14 protein-coding genes are annotated in these 15,220 nt (G+C 70.5%); 4 read left to right on the forward strand and 10 right to left on the reverse strand.

Annotated elements, in window-relative coordinates; genetic code table 11:
• The 9 genes from nuoH to B7K26_RS03980 are packed head-to-tail and all read right to left on the reverse strand — an operon-like array spanning window position 1 to window position 10,078.
• On the reverse strand, window positions 1–1,350 hold the full coding sequence (gene nuoH, locus B7K26_RS03940) for an NADH-quinone oxidoreductase subunit NuoH (protein WP_375537567.1): 1,350 nt from the start codon (window positions 1,348–1,350) through the stop codon (window positions 1–3).
• A complete protein-coding gene (locus B7K26_RS03945; protein ID WP_084077341.1) occupies window positions 1,347–3,836 on the reverse strand; it encodes an NADH-quinone oxidoreductase subunit G in 2,490 nt (829 codons plus the stop codon). The genes nuoH and B7K26_RS03945 overlap by 4 nt, the downstream gene beginning before the upstream one ends.
• Window positions 3,833–5,155 carry an NADH-quinone oxidoreductase subunit NuoF gene (nuoF, locus tag B7K26_RS03950; RefSeq protein ID WP_084077342.1) on the reverse strand — a complete coding sequence of 441 codons (1,323 nt, stop codon included), beginning with the start codon at window positions 5,153–5,155 and terminating at the stop codon, window positions 3,833–3,835. The genes B7K26_RS03945 and nuoF overlap by 4 nt, the downstream gene beginning before the upstream one ends.
• Window positions 5,152–5,805, reverse strand: a complete 654-nt coding sequence (gene nuoE, locus B7K26_RS03955) for an NADH-quinone oxidoreductase subunit NuoE (protein WP_084077343.1) — start codon at window positions 5,803–5,805, stop codon at window positions 5,152–5,154. The genes nuoF and nuoE overlap by 4 nt, the downstream gene beginning before the upstream one ends.
• Window positions 5,802–7,142: an NADH-quinone oxidoreductase subunit D gene (locus tag B7K26_RS03960; protein WP_084077344.1), complete on the reverse strand. Its 1,341-nt coding sequence runs from the start codon at window positions 7,140–7,142 to the stop codon at window positions 5,802–5,804. Before B7K26_RS03960 ends, nuoE begins: the two co-directional genes overlap by 4 nt.
• The gene (locus tag B7K26_RS03965; protein WP_084077345.1) at window positions 7,139–7,834 is read right to left on the reverse strand and encodes an NADH-quinone oxidoreductase subunit C; all 696 of its coding nucleotides are present in this window, start codon (window positions 7,832–7,834) and stop codon (window positions 7,139–7,141) included. The genes B7K26_RS03960 and B7K26_RS03965 overlap by 4 nt, the downstream gene beginning before the upstream one ends.
• Window positions 7,831–8,382 (reverse strand): NADH-quinone oxidoreductase subunit B, encoded by a 552-nt coding sequence (locus tag B7K26_RS03970; RefSeq protein ID WP_084077346.1) that lies wholly within the window; start codon window positions 8,380–8,382, stop codon window positions 7,831–7,833. Before B7K26_RS03970 ends, B7K26_RS03965 begins: the two co-directional genes overlap by 4 nt.
• 6 nt (window positions 8,383–8,388) lie before the next feature.
• A complete protein-coding gene (locus tag B7K26_RS03975) occupies window positions 8,389–8,748 on the reverse strand; it encodes an NADH-quinone oxidoreductase subunit A (protein WP_084077347.1) in 360 nt (119 codons plus the stop codon).
• A 46-nt stretch (window positions 8,749–8,794) separates the two neighbouring features.
• Entirely contained in the window at window positions 8,795–10,078 is a 1,284-nt protein-coding gene (locus tag B7K26_RS03980) for a geranylgeranyl reductase family protein (RefSeq protein WP_234998676.1), read from the reverse strand.
• A 199-nt stretch (window positions 10,079–10,277) separates the two neighbouring features.
• Here B7K26_RS03980 and B7K26_RS03985 point away from each other — a divergent pair, with 199 nt between their 5' ends.
• Complete coding sequence (locus tag B7K26_RS03985) at window positions 10,278–11,534, forward strand: FAD-binding protein (protein ID WP_084077348.1); 1,257 nt, start codon at window positions 10,278–10,280, stop codon at window positions 11,532–11,534.
• Window positions 11,535–11,577: 43 nt separating this feature from the next.
• Window positions 11,578–12,840, forward strand: a complete 1,263-nt coding sequence (locus B7K26_RS03990) for an isochorismate synthase MenF (RefSeq protein ID WP_234998677.1) — start codon at window positions 11,578–11,580, stop codon at window positions 12,838–12,840.
• Between the two features lie 4 nt (window positions 12,841–12,844).
• On the opposite strand, the gene B7K26_RS03995 is transcribed toward B7K26_RS03990, so the two are convergent.
• Window positions 12,845–13,435, reverse strand: a complete 591-nt coding sequence (locus tag B7K26_RS03995; RefSeq protein ID WP_143340443.1) for a hypothetical protein — start codon at window positions 13,433–13,435, stop codon at window positions 12,845–12,847.
• 87 nt (window positions 13,436–13,522) lie between these two features.
• Here B7K26_RS03995 and B7K26_RS04000 point away from each other — a divergent pair, with 87 nt between their 5' ends.
• Window positions 13,523–14,179, forward strand: coding sequence for a bifunctional 2-polyprenyl-6-hydroxyphenol methylase/3-demethylubiquinol 3-O-methyltransferase UbiG (locus B7K26_RS04000; RefSeq protein WP_200810942.1), 657 nt, complete (start codon window positions 13,523–13,525; stop codon window positions 14,177–14,179).
• 74 nt (window positions 14,180–14,253) lie between these two features.
• The gene (locus B7K26_RS04005) at window positions 14,254–15,216 is read left to right on the forward strand and encodes a zinc-binding dehydrogenase (protein WP_084077351.1); all 963 of its coding nucleotides are present in this window, start codon (window positions 14,254–14,256) and stop codon (window positions 15,214–15,216) included.
• The last annotated feature ends 4 nt before the right edge of the window (window positions 15,217–15,220 follow it).

Below are 15,220 nucleotides of genomic sequence, written 5' to 3' on the forward strand. Positions count from 1 at the left end.
TCACTCGCCTCCTTCCGGGGCTCGGGTGGCGCTCGCGTCCACGGTCCGTCCGGACCGGGGCGAGGGGGGCAGGGTCTGGTGGGGAAGCGGCGGGACAGGGTAACCGCCGGCGAAGGCGTCCAGCACCTCGGGCTCAGTCGGCTCCGGCGGCGTCTCCTTGGCGGCCTTGGATTCCTTGGCGTCTGTGACGAAGCTGATCACGGAGATGGTGAGCAGGATGCCCACCAGTCCGGCCACGGCGTCGTAGACGTTGAGGTCGCGGCCCCACGAGTCGAACGCCTCGCGTCCCACGGAGAAGAACACGACCCAGGCGAGGCCCACGGGGATGAGGACCTTCCAGCCGAAGCGCATGAACTGGTCGTAGCGGAAGCGCAGCAGCGAGCCACGGATCCACACGAACACGAACATCAGCAGCCAGATCTTGAGGATCAGCCAGATGGGCGGGAAGATCCCGGAGTTGAGGAAGTCGGCGCCTGCCCACGAGGCGGGCCACGGCGCGTGCCAGCCGCCCAGGAACAGGGTGGCGGCCACGGCAGAGACGTTCACCATGTTCATGTACTCCGCGAGGAAGTACCAGGCGAACTTCATCGACGAGTACTCGGTCATAAAGCCGGCGACCAGCTCGCCCTCGGCCTCGGGGAGGTCGAAGGGAAGGCGGTTGGTCTCGCCGACCATGGAGATGACGTAGAGGATGAAGGCGGGGAACAGCGGCCACGCCCACCAGCGATCGGCCTGCGCCTCGACGATGCCCGACGTGGACATCGTGCCCGACAGCAGGAACACCGTGACGAGCGAGAGGCCCATCGCGAGCTCGTACGAGATCACCTGCGCCGTCGAGCGGACGGCACCCATCAGCGGGTAGACCGAGCCGGAGGCCCAGCCACCGAGCACGATGCCGTACACGCCGAGTGCGGCGCACGCGAGGATGAACAGCACCGCGACGGGGAAGTCGGTGAGCTGCAGCGGCGTGTAGATGTCCGTGCCGGGGATGTGGGTCACCGGGCCGAACGGGATCACCGCGAAGATGAGGAACGCGCAGAACACGGAGATCGCCGGGGCGACGATGTACAGCACCTTGTCCGACGCGCGGACGGTGATGTCCTCCTTCGTCAGCAGCTTCACCGCATCGGCCACCGACTGCAGGAGGCCGAAGGGGCCCTTGCGGTTGGGGCCGGGACGGCGCTGCAGGCGGCCGATGACGCGGCGCTCGAACCACACGGCGAACAGCACGCTCGTGAGGAGGAACACCAGGACGATGACGGCCTTGACGATGACGAGCCACAGCGGGTCATTCGCCAGCGCCTCGGCGACCGACAGGTCGGCCGGGTCGACGGTCTCGAGAGCGATCACGCCACTCCCCCCTTCACGGTGACGAGCGCGCCCGGCTCCACGCCGAGCTCCTGAGCCACCCATGCGCCGGGCGACTTGGTCGGCACCCACACCACGCCATCGGCCATACCCTCGGTCACGACGACCGGGAGCTCGAGCGATCCGTGAGCGGAGGCGACGGTGACGACACCCTCGGTCGCGCCAGCGGCCTCGGCCGTCTTCGCGGACAGGCGGGCGACGGCGGTGCGGCCGGTGCCGGCGAGGTAGGGCTCGCCGTCCTGCAGCGCGCCCTCGTCCACCAGCTGGTGCCACGAGGCGAGCACCACGGAGGCGCCAGGCTTCGCGTCGACCTTGGCGGCATCGACCTTGGGTGCCGCGGGACGCTCGCCCTTGGCGGGGGCGCCCAGGGCGGCGAGCTGCTCGTTGGCATCCGCAACGGTGCCGGTCTTCAGGTCGACACCCAGCTCGCGGGCGAGCAGGTCGAGCACGCGGTGGTCGCCCATCGCGTCGGTCTTGATCGCCGTGGCGAAGCCGCGCAGGCGACCCTCCCAGTTGACGAACGTTCCGGCCTTCTCCGAGGGCGGGGCGACGGGCAGCACCACGTCGGCGTGCTCGGCGACCTCGCCGCGGCGGACCTCGAGCGACACCACGAACGGCGTGCGCGCGAGGGCCTCGCCCATGGGGCCGGTGAGGTCGGACGGCGTCACGCCACCCACGACGAGCGCGCCCACCTTGCCGGCGGCGGCATCGGCGATGATCGCGGCCGCGTCGCGGCCGGGGGTCTCGGGAAGCGAGGCCACGCCCCACGCCTCGGCGACCGTCTGGCGGGCCGATGCGCTGGCGACGTCGCGGCCGCCGGGCAGCAGGTCCGGCAGCGCGCCGGCCTCGAGCGCTCCGCGCTCACCCGCACGGCGCGGGATCCACGCGAGGCGGGCGCCGGTGCGCTTGGCGAGCGCGAGGGCCTGGGTGAAGGCACCGGGCGAGCCGGCGAGACGCTCGCCGACCACGATGACGGAGCCCTCGGCCTTAAGCGCCTCGGCGGCGTCGGTGGAGGCCTTGATCGCGGCGAACGCCTTGCCCTCGCCGCCGGGGGCGGTGGGGATGAGCGTCGCGTTCAGCTTCTCGGAGCCGCGCGTCGCGAACGGGGCGATGGTGAAGACCTGCTGGCGGCCAAGCGACTTGCGCAGGCGCAGGAACACCACGCCGCCCTCGTCCTCGGCCTCGAAGCCGGCGAGCAGGACCGCGGGGGCCTTCTCCAGGTCGCCGAACGTGACGCCCATGCCGGTGCCGGCAACGGTCGCGCCGAGGAACGCCTGCTCCTCGTCGGACGCGACGCGCGTGCGGGCGTCGACGTCGTTGGTGCCGAGGGCCACGCGGGCGAACTTGCCGTACGCGTAGGCGTCCTCGAGGGTGACGCGGCCGCCGGGAAGCACGGCGGCGCCCTGCGCGGTGTCACCTTCGGTCGCGGCCTTGAGGCCGGCGGCGGCGGCCGCGAGGGCGTCGGGCCATGACGCCTCGTGCAGCTCGCCGTCCTCCCCACGCACGAGCGGGCGGGTGATGCGGTCGGACAGGTTCTGCCACGCGAAGGCGAAGCGGTCCTTATCGGTGACCCAGTCCTCGTTCACGACCATGTCCTGGTCGGCGAGGCGGCGCAGGATCTTGCCGCGGCGGTGGTCCACGCGGATCGCGGCGCCCGACGAGTCGTGCTCGGCGATGCCGGGGCTCGAGATCAGGTCGAAGGGGCGCGAGCGGAAGCGGTAGGCGGCCGAGGTCAGCGCGCCCACCGGGCAGATCTGGACGGTGTTGCCCGAGTAGTACGACGAGAAGGCCTTGCCAGACTCGTCCTCGGCGGCGACGCCGATCGGCTCGTAGCCGTCGAAGTCGAGCACCTCCTCGTTGAAGGTACCGATCTGCTGCATCGCGCCGCGGTTCTGCAGGTCGATGAACGCGTCTCCCGCGATCTCCTTCGAGAAACGGGTGCAGCGCTGGCACAGGATGCAGCGCTCACGGTCGAGGAGGATCTCGGAGCTGAGCGCGAGGGGCTTCTCGAAGACGCGCTTGACGTCGATGAAGCGCGACTCGGGGCGGCCGTTGCTGAGCGCCTGGTTCTGCAGGGGGCACTCGCCACCCTTGTCGCAGACGGGGCAGTCGAGGGGGTGGTTGATGAGCAGCAGCTCCATGACCCCCTTCTGCGCCTTGTCGGCGGCCTCGGAGGTGTGCTGCGTGTTGACGACCATGCCCTCGGACACGGTCATCGCGCACGACGGCTGCGGCTTGGGGAAGGCGCGCAGGTTGCCGTCGGGGCCGGGGCTCGCGACATCCACGAGGCACTGGCGGCACGCGCCGGCGGGCTTCAGCGCCGGGTGGTCGCAGAAGCGCGGGATGTCGATGCCCACCTGCTCGGCGGCGCGGATGATGAGCGTGCCCTTGGCAACGCTCACCTCCTTGCCGTCGATCGTCAGGGAGACGGTGTCGACGGCCGCAGCCTTCTCGGGGGTGGCGGTCATGCGTGGGCCTCCTCGATGGCCTTCGTCTCGTAGTCGAACAGCGCCGACGCGGCGTGGTCGAACGGGCAGCAACCCTCGGTCACGTGACGCTCGTACTCCTCGCGGAACAGCTTCACGGAGCTCGAGATGGAGCTCGTCGCGCCGTCGCCCAGCGCGCAGAACGCGCGGCCAAGGATGGACTCGCAGGTGTCGAGCAGCTGCTGGATGTCCGCCTCGGTGCCGCGTCCGCCCTCGACGCGCTTCAGGATCTGGGTGAGCCAGAACGTGCCCTCGCGGCATGGCGTGCACTTGCCGCACGACTCGTGCTTGTAGAACTCCGTCCAGCGGGTCACGACGCGCACCACGCACGTGGTCTCGTCGAAGATCTGCAGGGCACGGGTACCGAGCATCGAGCCCGCGGCGCCCACCGACTCGTAGTCGAGCGGGGTGTCCAGGTGCTCGTCGGTGAAGATCGGGGTCGACGAGCCGCCGGGGGTCCAGAACTTCAGCTTCTTGCCGTCGCGCATGCCGCCGGCCATGTCGATGAGCTCGCGCAGGGTGATGCCCAGCGGAGCCTCGTACTGGCCCGGGCGGGTGACGTGGCCGGACAGCGAGAAGATGCCCATGCCCTTCGAGCGCTCGGTGCCCATGGCGGTGAACCACTCGACGCCGCGGTCGACGATCGCGGGCACCGAGGACACTGACTCGACGTTGTTGACGACCGTGGGGCGGGCGTACAGGCCAGCGACGGCCGGGAACGGGGGCTTCAGGCGGGGCTGGCCGCGGCGGCCCTCGAGCGAGTCGAGGAGCGCGGTCTCCTCGCCGCAGATGTAAGCGCCGGCGCCCGCGTGGACGGTGACGTCAAGGTCGAAGCCAGAGCCGTGGATGTTCTTGCCCAGGTGGCCTGCCTCGTATGCCTCGCGCACTGCCTGCAGCAGGCGGCGGTACACGTGGGTGACCTCTCCGCGCAGGTAGATGAAGGCGTGGTTGCAGCCGATGGCGAAGGACGTGATCGCGACACCCTCGATGAGGATCTGCGGGGCCGACAGCATGGTCGGAATGTCCTTGCAGGTGCCAGGCTCCGACTCGTCGGCGTTGACGACGAGGTAGCGGGGGCCGCCATCGTCCGGGGGCAGGAAGCCCCACTTCATGCCGGTGGGGAAGCCCGCGCCGCCACGGCCGCGCAGGCCGGAGTCCTTGACCATCTGGATGATGTCGCCGGGCTCCATGCCGAGGGCCTTCTTCAGCGCGCCGTAGCCGCCGTGGCTCTCGTAGGTGCTCAGCTTCCAGGACTCCTCGGCGTCCCAGGTGGCCGTGAGGACGGGGGTCAGGTCGGTCATCGCTTCTCCTCCCAGCCCTGCTCGCGCGCGATCTTCAGTCCCGCGAGAGTGGGGTCGCCCAGGCCCTGGTCCTCGTTGGCGCGGCCGTCCTCGAAGCCGGCGAGCACGCGCTCGGTCTCCTTGAACGTGCCGACCTTGTGGGATCCGCGGGTGGGCTTGACGTCGCGTCCCTCGAGGATGTCGTCCACCACGCGCAGCGCGCGGTCGGGCGTCATGTTGTCGAAGAACTCCCAGTTGACCATCATCACGGGCGCGTAGTCGCACGCCGCGTTGCACTCGATGCGCTCGAGCGTGATCTTGCCGTCGCCGGTGGTCTCGTCGTGGCCGACGCCACACTTCTCGGAGACCTGTCGCCAGATCTCGTCGCCGCCCATGACGGCGCACAGCGCGGTGGTGCACACGCCCACCTGGTACTCGCCGTTGGGGCGGCGCTTGTACTGCGTGTAGAAGGTCGCGACGGCGCTGACCTCGGCGGAGGTCAGGTCGACGGTCTTCGCGCAAAACGCGATGCCGTCGGGGCTCACGTAGCCGTCCACCGACTGCACGAGGTGCAGCAGCGGCAGCAGCGCGGAGCGCTTGACGGGATAGCGGCCGACGATGTCGGCGGCGTCCGTCTCGAGCTGCGCGAGGGTCTCAGCGGTATAGGTCATCGGTCCACGCCTCCGAGCACCATGTCGATCGAGGCGATGGCGACCACGACATCGGCCACCTGGCCGCCCTGGGCCATGATCGACAGCGCCTGCAGGTTGTTGAATCCCGGGTCGCGGAAGTGCGCGCGCCACGGCTTGGTGCCGCCGTCGGACACCAGGTGCACGCCGAGCACACCCTTGGGGCCCTCGATGGCCTGGTAGACCTGGCCGGCCGGGACGTCGAAGCCCTCGGTGACCAGCTTGAAGTGGTGGATCAGCGCCTCCATGGACTCACCCATGATGTGCTTGATGTGCTCGGGCGAGTTGCCCTGGCCATCGGACCCGATCGACAGCTGAGCGGGCCACGCGATCTTCTTGTCCTCGACCATGACCGGCCCGTCGCCCAGCCTCTCGAGGCGGTCGGCGCACTGCGCGACGATCTTCAGCGACTCGTAGCACTCCTCCATGCGGATGACCATGCGCGACCACGCGTCGTCGTCCGTCGAGGTGGGGACCTGGAAGTCGTAGGTCTCGTAGCCGCAGTACGGCTCGGCCTTGCGAAGGTCGTACGGCAGGCCCGTCGAGCGCAGGATGGGACCGGTGATGCCCAGCGCCATGCAGGCCGACAGGTTCATGGTCGCGACGTTCTTGAGGCGGCCCTTGAGGATCGGGTTCTCCATCTGGAGCAGGGCCAGCTCGTCGAGGCCCTCCTTCACCTTGGGGATCATGTCGCGGATCATCGCGACGCCACCCTCGGGCAGGCCCTGGGCCACGCCGCCGGGGCGGATGTACGCGTTGTTGGTGCGCAGGCCGGAGATCGCCTCGATGACGCGGAAGGTCTCCTCGCGCGCCACGAACGCGGTGGTCATGATGGTGGTGGCGCCCAGCTCGTTACCGCCGGTGCCGACCGCGACGAGGTGGGAGCCGATGCGCGTGAGCTCGGCCATGAGGACGCGCAGCACGGAGGCGCGCTCCGGCACGTCGTCGGTGATGCCGAGCAGCTTCTCGACGCCAAGGCAGTAGGCGAGCTCCTGGGTCATGGAGGCCACGTAGTCCATGCGCGTGCAGAACGTCACGCCCTGGGTCCAGGTGCGGAACTCCATGTTCTTTTCGATGCCCGTGTGGAGGTAGCCGATGCCGGCGCGGGCCTCCGTGACGGTCTCGCCCTCGATCTCGAGCATGACGCGCAGCACGCCGTGCGTCGACGGGTGCTGGGGGCCCATGTTCATGACGATGCGCTGCTGGCCAAGGCGCACTGCCTCGTCGGCAACCTCGGACCAGTCGGAGCCGTAGACGGTGTACTCGGGGACCTCGGGGTCTTCGAGGATGGGCCCGGTGGCGTTCGCGTTGGTGCTCATCGGTACTGCCTCCGCTCGTCGGGCGACGGAACCTCGGCGCCCTTGTACTCGACGGGGATGCCGCCGAGCGGATAGTCCTTGCGCTGCGGGTGGCCTACCCAGTCGTCCGGCATCTCGATGCGGGCGAGCGAGGGGTGGCCGTCGAAGACGATGCCGAAGAAGTCCCAGGTCTCGCGCTCGTGCCAGTTGTTCATCGGGTAGATCGAGGTGATCGACGGGATGTGCGAGTCGCCGTCGGCGACGGCAACCTCGAGGCGCAGGCGGCGGTTGTGGGTGATCGACTGCATCGGGTAAACCGCGTGCAGCTCGCGGCCGGTGTCGGCCGGGTAGTGCACGCCGGAGACTCCCAGGCACATCTCGAAGCGGAGGTCCTGGTCGTCGCGCAGGTGCTGGGCGACGGCGAGGAGGTGCTCGCGGGCGATGTAGAGCGTGAGCTCGCCGCGGTCCACGACGACGTACTCGATGGCGGCATCGGCGTCGTCGCCGAGCAGCTCGGTGAGGACGTCGACGACCCCGTCGAACCATTCGCCGTAGGGGCGCTCGGAGGCGCCGGGCATCTGGACGTGCTGGATCAGGCCGTCGAAGCCGGACGTGTCGCCCTTGGCTCCGAACATTCCCTCACGCACATTGATGAGGGTGAGGGGCTCGCGACCGGCGGGTGCCACCGCCTCGAGGTTCTTGTCGTCCGTCACCGCAGCAGGCCCTTCATCTCGGAGGTGGGCGTCGCGGCGAGCGCGGCGGCCTCGGCCTTGCGCGCGATCTCCTTGCGGTGGGACAGCATCGGGTACTGCTTCACCTGCTCCTGAAGCTCGATGAGGGCGTTCAGCAGCATCTCCGGGCGCGGCGGGCAGCCGGGCAGGTAGATGTCGACCGGGATGACGTGGTCAACGCCGGGAACGATCGCGTAGTTGTTGAACATGCCGCCGGAGGAGGCGCACACGCCCATGGAGATGACCCACTTGGGCTCGGGCATCTGGTCGTAGACCTGACGCACGATGGGGGCCATCTTCTGCGAGACGCGGCCGGCGACGATCATCATGTCAGCCTGGCGGGGCGAGGCGCGGAACACCTCGGCGCCAAAGCGCGCGATGTCGAAGCGGGACGTTCCGGTGCCCATCATCTCGATCGCGCAGCAGGCGAGGCCGAAGGTGGCCGGCCACAGCGAGCCGGACCGTGCCCAGCCCACGAAGTTCTCGACCGTCCCCAGCAGGAACGGGGGTGCGCTGTCGTCGTGTGCCATGTCGATTTACTCCCAGTCGAATCCGCCGCGTCGCCACTCGTACACGAACGGGATCGTGATGAGGGCGAGGAACGTCATGGTGGCGATGAGCCCGAACCAGCCGAGCGCGTCGTGTGCGATCGCCCAGGGGTACAGGAACACCACCTCGATGTCGAACACGATGAAGCTCATCGCGACGAGGTAGTACTTAATCGGGATGCGTCCGCCGCCGGCGGCTCCCGGGGTGGGCTGAAGGCCCGACTCGTACTGGTCGAGCTTCGCCGCGTTGTAACGCTTGGGACCGATCAGGTTGCTGGCCATGAGGCCGGCCGCTGCCATGAGTCCCGCGATGACGATCATCACCACGATCGGCACGTACGGATTCACTGGTCGACTCCCTCGCTTGTCAGGTCCATGGGTGGGTTCACGCCGCTCATGCGGCTGGCGCGATCTTGGTCAGGGTGGATAGGAGCCTGTCGGCCCAGTCCCCGCCGCGCGGCTCGTAGACGTCCGCGAGCAGTTTATGCGTAAACCTCATGATCAACGGCTGGGGCAACCCGTACCGGGTGCACACCTTCATCACCTGCGGGTGAGACACCAGTTCGGCGAAGACCCTGCCGAGCGAGTAATACCCGCCGAGGTCCTCCTTCATCTGGCGCGCGTAGCCCGCGAGCGCCGCCTCCTTGGCGACGTCGGTCGTGGCATCGCGCCAGGCAACCATGGCCTCGGTGGCGCGGCGCGCTGCCTGCATCGCGTAGGCGATTCCCTCGCCGTTGAACGGGTTGACCATGCCGCCCGAGTCGCCCACGAGCATCATGCCGGGGACGTAGTGGGGCTGGCGGTTGAACGCCATGGGGATGGCCGCGCCCTGCACCTTGGCGGTGGGGGCGTCCGGGTCGATCTCCCAGTCGGTGATGCCGTGCCGGATCCAGCCGTCGAACAGCGCGCGGTGGTCGAGGCCGGAGGGCTGGCCGTTCGGGCTGAGCGTCCCGAGGCCGATGTTCGCGGTGCCGTCGCCGAGGGGGAAGATCCAGCCGTAGCCGGGAAGGAGGTTGGACTTGCCGGGCTCGCCGTCCCAGATGGTGAGGTGCCCCTCCATCCACTCCTCGTCGTGGCGGGGGGTCTCGAAGTAGGTGCGGACGGCGACGCCCATGGGGCGGTCGTCCTTGCGCTCCATGCCGAGGCCGAGCGCGATGCGGGCGCTGACGCCGTCGGCCGCGATCACGACGGGGGCGGTGAAGGTGACCTCGTCGCCCACCTTGCGACCCTTCTCGTCGGTCTCCTTGGCGGTGACGCCGATGACGCGGCCGGAGTGCTCGTCGCGCACGGCGCCGGTGACGAACCAGCCCTCGCGGACGTCGGCACCCGCGGAGCGGGCGTGCTCGGCGAGGCGGTGGTCAAAGTCGGCGCGCGCGAGCGACAGGCCGTAGTTCGGGAAGGAGTCCTGCTCGTGCCACGGGAACTCGAGGCGGTGTCCGCCGCCCACCATGCGCAGGCCCCAGTTCGGAATCCAGCCCTCCTCGCGGGGGGTGGGCAATCCGATCAGATCCAGCTCGCGCACGGCGCGGGGAGTGAGACCGTCGCCGCAGACCTTCTCGCGGGGGAAGCGCGACTTCTCGAGAGCTATGACGTTAAATCCCTCGGATGCCAGGTAGTACGCGGCGGCGGAGCCTCCAGGCCCAGCGCCCACCACGATGACATCTGCTGTGGATTTCACGCACACAGCCTACGCGGTGTCAAGGGGTGCCCGTGCACATAAATGCCCTGGCTTCCGCACAAATAAAGGCACTCTTGCGTTGCGTAAATCGGGACCAAGGTCCCCGGGACCCTCGTCCCGGGCGGTGCGCGGACACCGTTAGCGAGCCAACGCATCGGCCGTCGACGGGGTTCCAGCGGCCGCACCCTAGGCTTGCCGCATGAGCATCGGCGCGACATGGGCGGGCACGCACACCTTCGAGGCCGCTGGCCTCATCGAGGCCACGAGCATCGATCAGGTCCAGGACCTCCTCACCACCACCGACGGGCCGGTCCGCGCCCTCGGCACTCGCCACAGCTTCAACGACCTCGCCGACACCGCCGGCACGCTCGTCACCGTCACGGGCATCCCCGCCAACCCCGTCCTCGACGAGCGGGCCCGCACCGTCACCGTCGGCGCCGGCATCAGGTACGGCGTCCTCGCCGCCTGGCTCCACGAGCGCGGCTGGGCGCTGCACAACATGGGCTCGCTCCCCCACATCTCCGTGGGAGGCGCCATCGCGACCGGCACCCACGGCTCCGGGGTGACGAACGGCTGCCTGTCCGATGCGGTGGCGGCCCTGACGTACGTGGGCGCCAGGGGCGCGGTGCGCACCATGTCGCGCGGCCAGGAGGGCTTCACGGCGCTTCCCGTGGGGCTGGGCGCCTTCGGCATCGTGGTGCGCGTCACGCTCGACATCCAGCCCGCCTACACGGTGCGTCAGGACGTGTACCGCGGCCTGCCATGGGCGGCGCTGCTGGACGACCTCTCGGGAGTCATGAGCGCCGGCTACTCCGTCAGCGCCTTCACCACGTGGGACGAGGACACTGTCCAGCAGGTGTGGCGCAAGAGCCGCGTGGGTGAGGGCGAGGCGCCGGGCCCCGACTGGCTCGGCTCGCGCCTGGAACTGCCGGAGGAGTCGGGGCTCGTCGACGCCGACCCCGCGGCCCTCACGGTGCGCGGAGGCGTCGAGGGGCCGTGGCTCGAGCGGCTTCCTCACTTCCGGCTCGACCACACGCCCTCGAACGGCGACGAGATCCAGACCGAGTACTTTGTGGCGCTCGAGGACGGGGCCGATGCCCTCGTCGCCGTGCGTGCCATGGCGGCGGACATCGCCCCCCACCTGCTGGTCACGGAGCTGCGCACCCTCGCGGCGGACGACCTGTGGCTGTCGGGGGCGTACGGCCGCGACACCCTCGCCATCCACTTCACGTGGCGCAACCGGCCCGCCGAGGTCGCGGCGCTCACGCCGCGCATCGAGGAGGCGCTCGCCCCGTTCGGCGCGCGGCCCCATTGGGGAAAGGTGCACACCATGACGGCCGATGCCGTGGCGGCCGCCCATCCGATGCTCGGCCAGGCGCGCCTGCTGTTCGACGCGCTCGACGTCGACGGCCGCTTCGCGAACGCCCACCTGCGCCGCCTGGGAGTCCGTTCCTAACGTCGCGTCGGGACCCAGGCCCGGCGCGGCGTACCCTCGACGGGTGAGCGTCCAAGCAGCCACCCCGGGTCCGCTGACCGTCCGCACCGTCGAGATCGACCACCCCGGGGATCTCATCTCCCGCCTCCCCCAGCCAGGCATCTCCTGGGTCAGGCGCGGCGAGGGAATGGTCGCCTGGGGAGAGGTGGCCAGGCTCGACACTGCCGGCACCCACCGCATCGACGAGGCCGACGCCTGGTGGCGCCGCGTCACCCGCCACGCGGTGGTGCGTGATGACGTTCACCAGCCCGGCACCGGGCTCATCGCCTTCGGGTCCTTCGCGTTCGCGGACTCCTCGTCGGCCGGCGGCGCGCTCATCGTCCCGCGCTACGTCCTGGGGCTGCGGGGAGACTCCGCGTGGCTCACCGTCATCTCCGAGGACGGCGCCACCCCCATGCCCGACCTCGACGAGGCGACTGCCGACCCCACCCCCGTGGCCCCCGTTCCTGCCGTGGCCTTCGACGAGGGTGACCGAGCGGCCTGGGAGGCCGCCGTCACCCAGGCCGTCGCGCGCATCGGCGCGGGCGAGCTCGACAAGGTGGTGCTGGCGCGAGCGGTCGCGGCCACCGCATCGGCCGCCATCGATACCCGCGCCGTCCTCGCGCGCCTCGCCGAGGACTACCCCAGCTGCTGGACGTTCGCCATCGACGGCCTGGTGGGCGCCACCCCCGAGCTGCTGGCCCGCGTGGACCACGGCCTCGTGACATCCCGCGTGCTCGCCGGCACCATCCGCCCCACCGGGGACGAGACCGCGGACCTCGCCCACGCGGCGGCGCTAGCGCGCTCGTCGAAAGACCGCGAGGAGCACGAATACGCCGTGCGCTCGGTGCGCGACGTGCTCGAGGCTCACTGCGGATCGGTCAACGTTCCCGAGGAGCCCTCCGTCCTCCACCTCCCCAACGTGATGCACCTCGCGACCGACGTCACGGGAGTCCTCAGCCACAACGCGTCGGCGCTCGAGCTGATCCGCGAGCTGCACCCGTCGGCCGCCGTGTGCGGCACACCCACCCTCACCGCGGCGCGCATCATCGACGAGCTCGAGGGCCTCGACCGTGCCCGCTACGCCGGCCCCGTCGGGTGGATCAACGCCGCCGGCGACGGCGAGTGGTGCATCGGCCTGCGCTCGGCCGAAATCTCCCCCGATGACCCCACGCGCCTGCGCCTGTTCGCCGGCTGCGGCATCGTGGCGGCGTCCGAGGCCGGCTCCGAGTGGGCCGAGTCGGAGGCCAAGCTGGAGCCGATGCGAAGGGCGCTCGGCGCGCTCTAATCCGTCAGGCGCAGGCCTCCGCGGCGTACTGCTCGAGCACCCCGGCCGCGGCGATGAAGTCCTCGCCGGTCGCGTCCGTGATCGCCTCCATGTACCCGGCGAAGTCGAAGTTCGTGAGCGCCTCGACCTCCTCCTCGGTGAGCGTGGAGTAGTCGGGATCGGTGATGTCGACGCCCTCGGGGATGGCAGCCTGAAGGTCGCCCATGGCGCCCGTCACGGTGTCGAGCGACTCCACGATGGTGTCCCTGGCATCGGCCACCTCGCCGTCGACGTCGAGCCCGGTGAGCGTCGCACGGGCCTCGTCGAGGGACGCGAGCGCGCCGTCGATGTCGCTGGTATCCATACTGTCGGCGCTCAGGCCGAAGTCGCGGACCTCGTTGTACTCCGCGCAGAAGTCGCCGGCGGCGGCGGTGTCGTCTGGCGTCGAAACGTCGGGCAGAGAGGTGGCGGTGGCGGTCTCCATCGGCTCCGCCGATGTCTCGGCTGCGGTCGCGGCGCCCGTCGGCTCGTCGTCCGCGTCACCCCCCGAGCAACCGGCGAGCAGGACGCCCGCCACCACAAATGCCGCCATGAACCGTGCCCCCGTTGTCTTCATGACTGCGAACCTACCGAAGTCACGCCCCTCGCGCGTGTCGGCGGGCATGGGCACAATGAGGAGGGACCCGCAGCGCAGGGAGGCGCCATGACCCACACCGGACACGTCCACGCTCACGCCGCCGAGCCGATGGCGGACTTCTCGCGCGAGTCGTGGGAGGCGAAATACCGCGAGCGCGAGGCGCTGTGGTCGGGCCAGCCCAACGCTCCCCTCGTGGACGAGGTCGAAAACCTCGCCCCCGCATCGGCCCTCGAGGTGGGGTGCGGCGAGGGGGCCGATGCCGTGTGGCTTGCGACGCAGGGCTGGCAGGTGACGGGCGTGGATCTGTCGGCAACGGCGCTCGCGCGCGCCCAGGTGCACGCCGAGGCCTCGGGAGTCGCGGCGCACGTGACGTTCACGGATGCGGCGATCGGCGACGTCATCGCCGCGCACGGGCCGTGGGAGCTCGTCACGTCGATGTACACGCACCCCGGCGAGGGCGGCCGGTGGCTCGTCGAAACGCTCGCCGCGGCGGTGGCGCCCGGCGGCAGACTCCTCGTGGTGGGCCACCATCCGACCGACCCGCATGCGGCCGAGCATCCCGACCTCGCGGACGCGGCCTTCGCCGCGGAGGACGTGGCCGATGCCCTCGACCGCTCGGAGTGGGAGGTGTCAGCGTCCATCCGCGAGCGCACCACGCTGGGTGAGGGTGGTCACGAGCGCCTGTGGCGCGACTCGGTGCTGGTGGCGCGCCGCCACGGCTGACCCTGCCGCCACCACCTCGCCACCCCGGTCTTCGGTCCCAGGCCGGCCCGCGCATCGGCCATTACCGTCCGATCATGAGCGTCGACACCACCTGGGCCTACCGCCTCATCGCCCCGTACCGATTCGAGCGCGTCGAGGTGCCGGTGCCCTCGGAGCCGAAGCCTGGCGAGCTCGTGGTGCGCCTGACCGCGGGTGCCGTATGCGGCTCCGACCTTCCCTTCGCGCGCGGCGCCCTGGTGCCCGAGGGCGGGCCCCGCCAGCCGGGACGGCCGATGCACGAGGTGGTGGGCGAGGTGCTCGCGAGCGCCCACGTGGACTTCTCCCCCGGCGACCGCGTGGTCGGCTGGGCCTCGAACTGGGATGCGCTGCGCGGCGTGTTCGTGACGCGCGGCGACCAGGTGGCGCGGGTGCGCATGGACACGTCCGATGCGCTGGCCACCGTCGCGCAGTCGGTCGCCTGCCTGTTCACTGTCTTCGACCGGCTGGGGCCGCTCGCCGGGCGGGCGGTCGGGATCGTGGGCGTGGGGCCGTTCGGGCTCATGGCGTCCGTCCTCGCGCGGGACCTGGGCGCGGGGCGCATCGTGGGCATCGACCCGCTTGACCGCGCCGCTGACGCCGAGGGGCTCGGCTTCGACGCCCTGGTGCCGCTGAACTCGCGCGTGTGGGCGGCGGGGATCGCGGACTCGGACAGGCCGGACATCGTGATCGAAATGGTGGGCCACCAGAGCGCCACCGTGGCCGACTCCATGAACGCCGTCGCCCCCGGCGGCACCGTCGTCGCCTTCGGCGTCCCGGACGACGACTGGTACGCGCTGCCGATGCGCTCCTTCTTCCGCCGCGGCGGCACCCTCGTGACGGGAGTCACGCGCCACCACCGGGCGATGCTCGAGAAGGCGCAGGACTACCTCATCGCCAACCCGTGGTTCGCGGAGCGCATGGTCACCGACGTGGTGCCGATCGAGCGGGTGGAAGACGCGTTCGCGGCGGCCTGCCACCCGCGTCCGGGGCAGCGCAAGGTGGTCCTCAGCGTCGGCTGACGGC

Origin of the sequence: Demequina sp. NBRC 110057, assembly GCF_002090175.1 — a bacterium.
Taxonomy (GTDB): Bacteria; Actinomycetota; Actinomycetes; order Actinomycetales; family Demequinaceae; genus Demequina.

Excerpts from the sequence above, each read along its gene's own strand:
- B7K26_RS03945 (WP_084077341.1), bottom strand. The coding sequence starts at position 3,836 with ATGACCGCCACCCCCGAGAAGGCTGCGGCCGTCGACACCGTCTCCCTG.
- B7K26_RS03960 (WP_084077344.1), bottom strand. The coding sequence starts at position 7,142 with ATGAGCACCAACGCGAACGCCACCGGGCCCATCCTCGAAGACCCCGAG.
- B7K26_RS03985 (WP_084077348.1), top strand. The coding sequence starts at position 10,278 with ATGAGCATCGGCGCGACATGGGCGGGCACGCACACCTTCGAGGCCGCT.
- B7K26_RS03970 (WP_084077346.1), bottom strand. The coding sequence starts at position 8,382 with ATGGCACACGACGACAGCGCACCCCCGTTCCTGCTGGGGACGGTCGAG.
- nuoF (WP_084077342.1), bottom strand. The coding sequence starts at position 5,155 with ATGACCGACCTGACCCCCGTCCTCACGGCCACCTGGGACGCCGAGGAG.
- B7K26_RS04000 (WP_200810942.1), top strand. The coding sequence starts at position 13,523 with ATGACCCACACCGGACACGTCCACGCTCACGCCGCCGAGCCGATGGCG.
- B7K26_RS04005 (WP_084077351.1), top strand. The coding sequence starts at position 14,254 with ATGAGCGTCGACACCACCTGGGCCTACCGCCTCATCGCCCCGTACCGA.
- B7K26_RS03995 (WP_143340443.1), bottom strand. The coding sequence starts at position 13,435 with ATGAAGACAACGGGGGCACGGTTCATGGCGGCATTTGTGGTGGCGGGC.
- nuoE (WP_084077343.1), bottom strand. The coding sequence starts at position 5,805 with ATGACCTATACCGCTGAGACCCTCGCGCAGCTCGAGACGGACGCCGCC.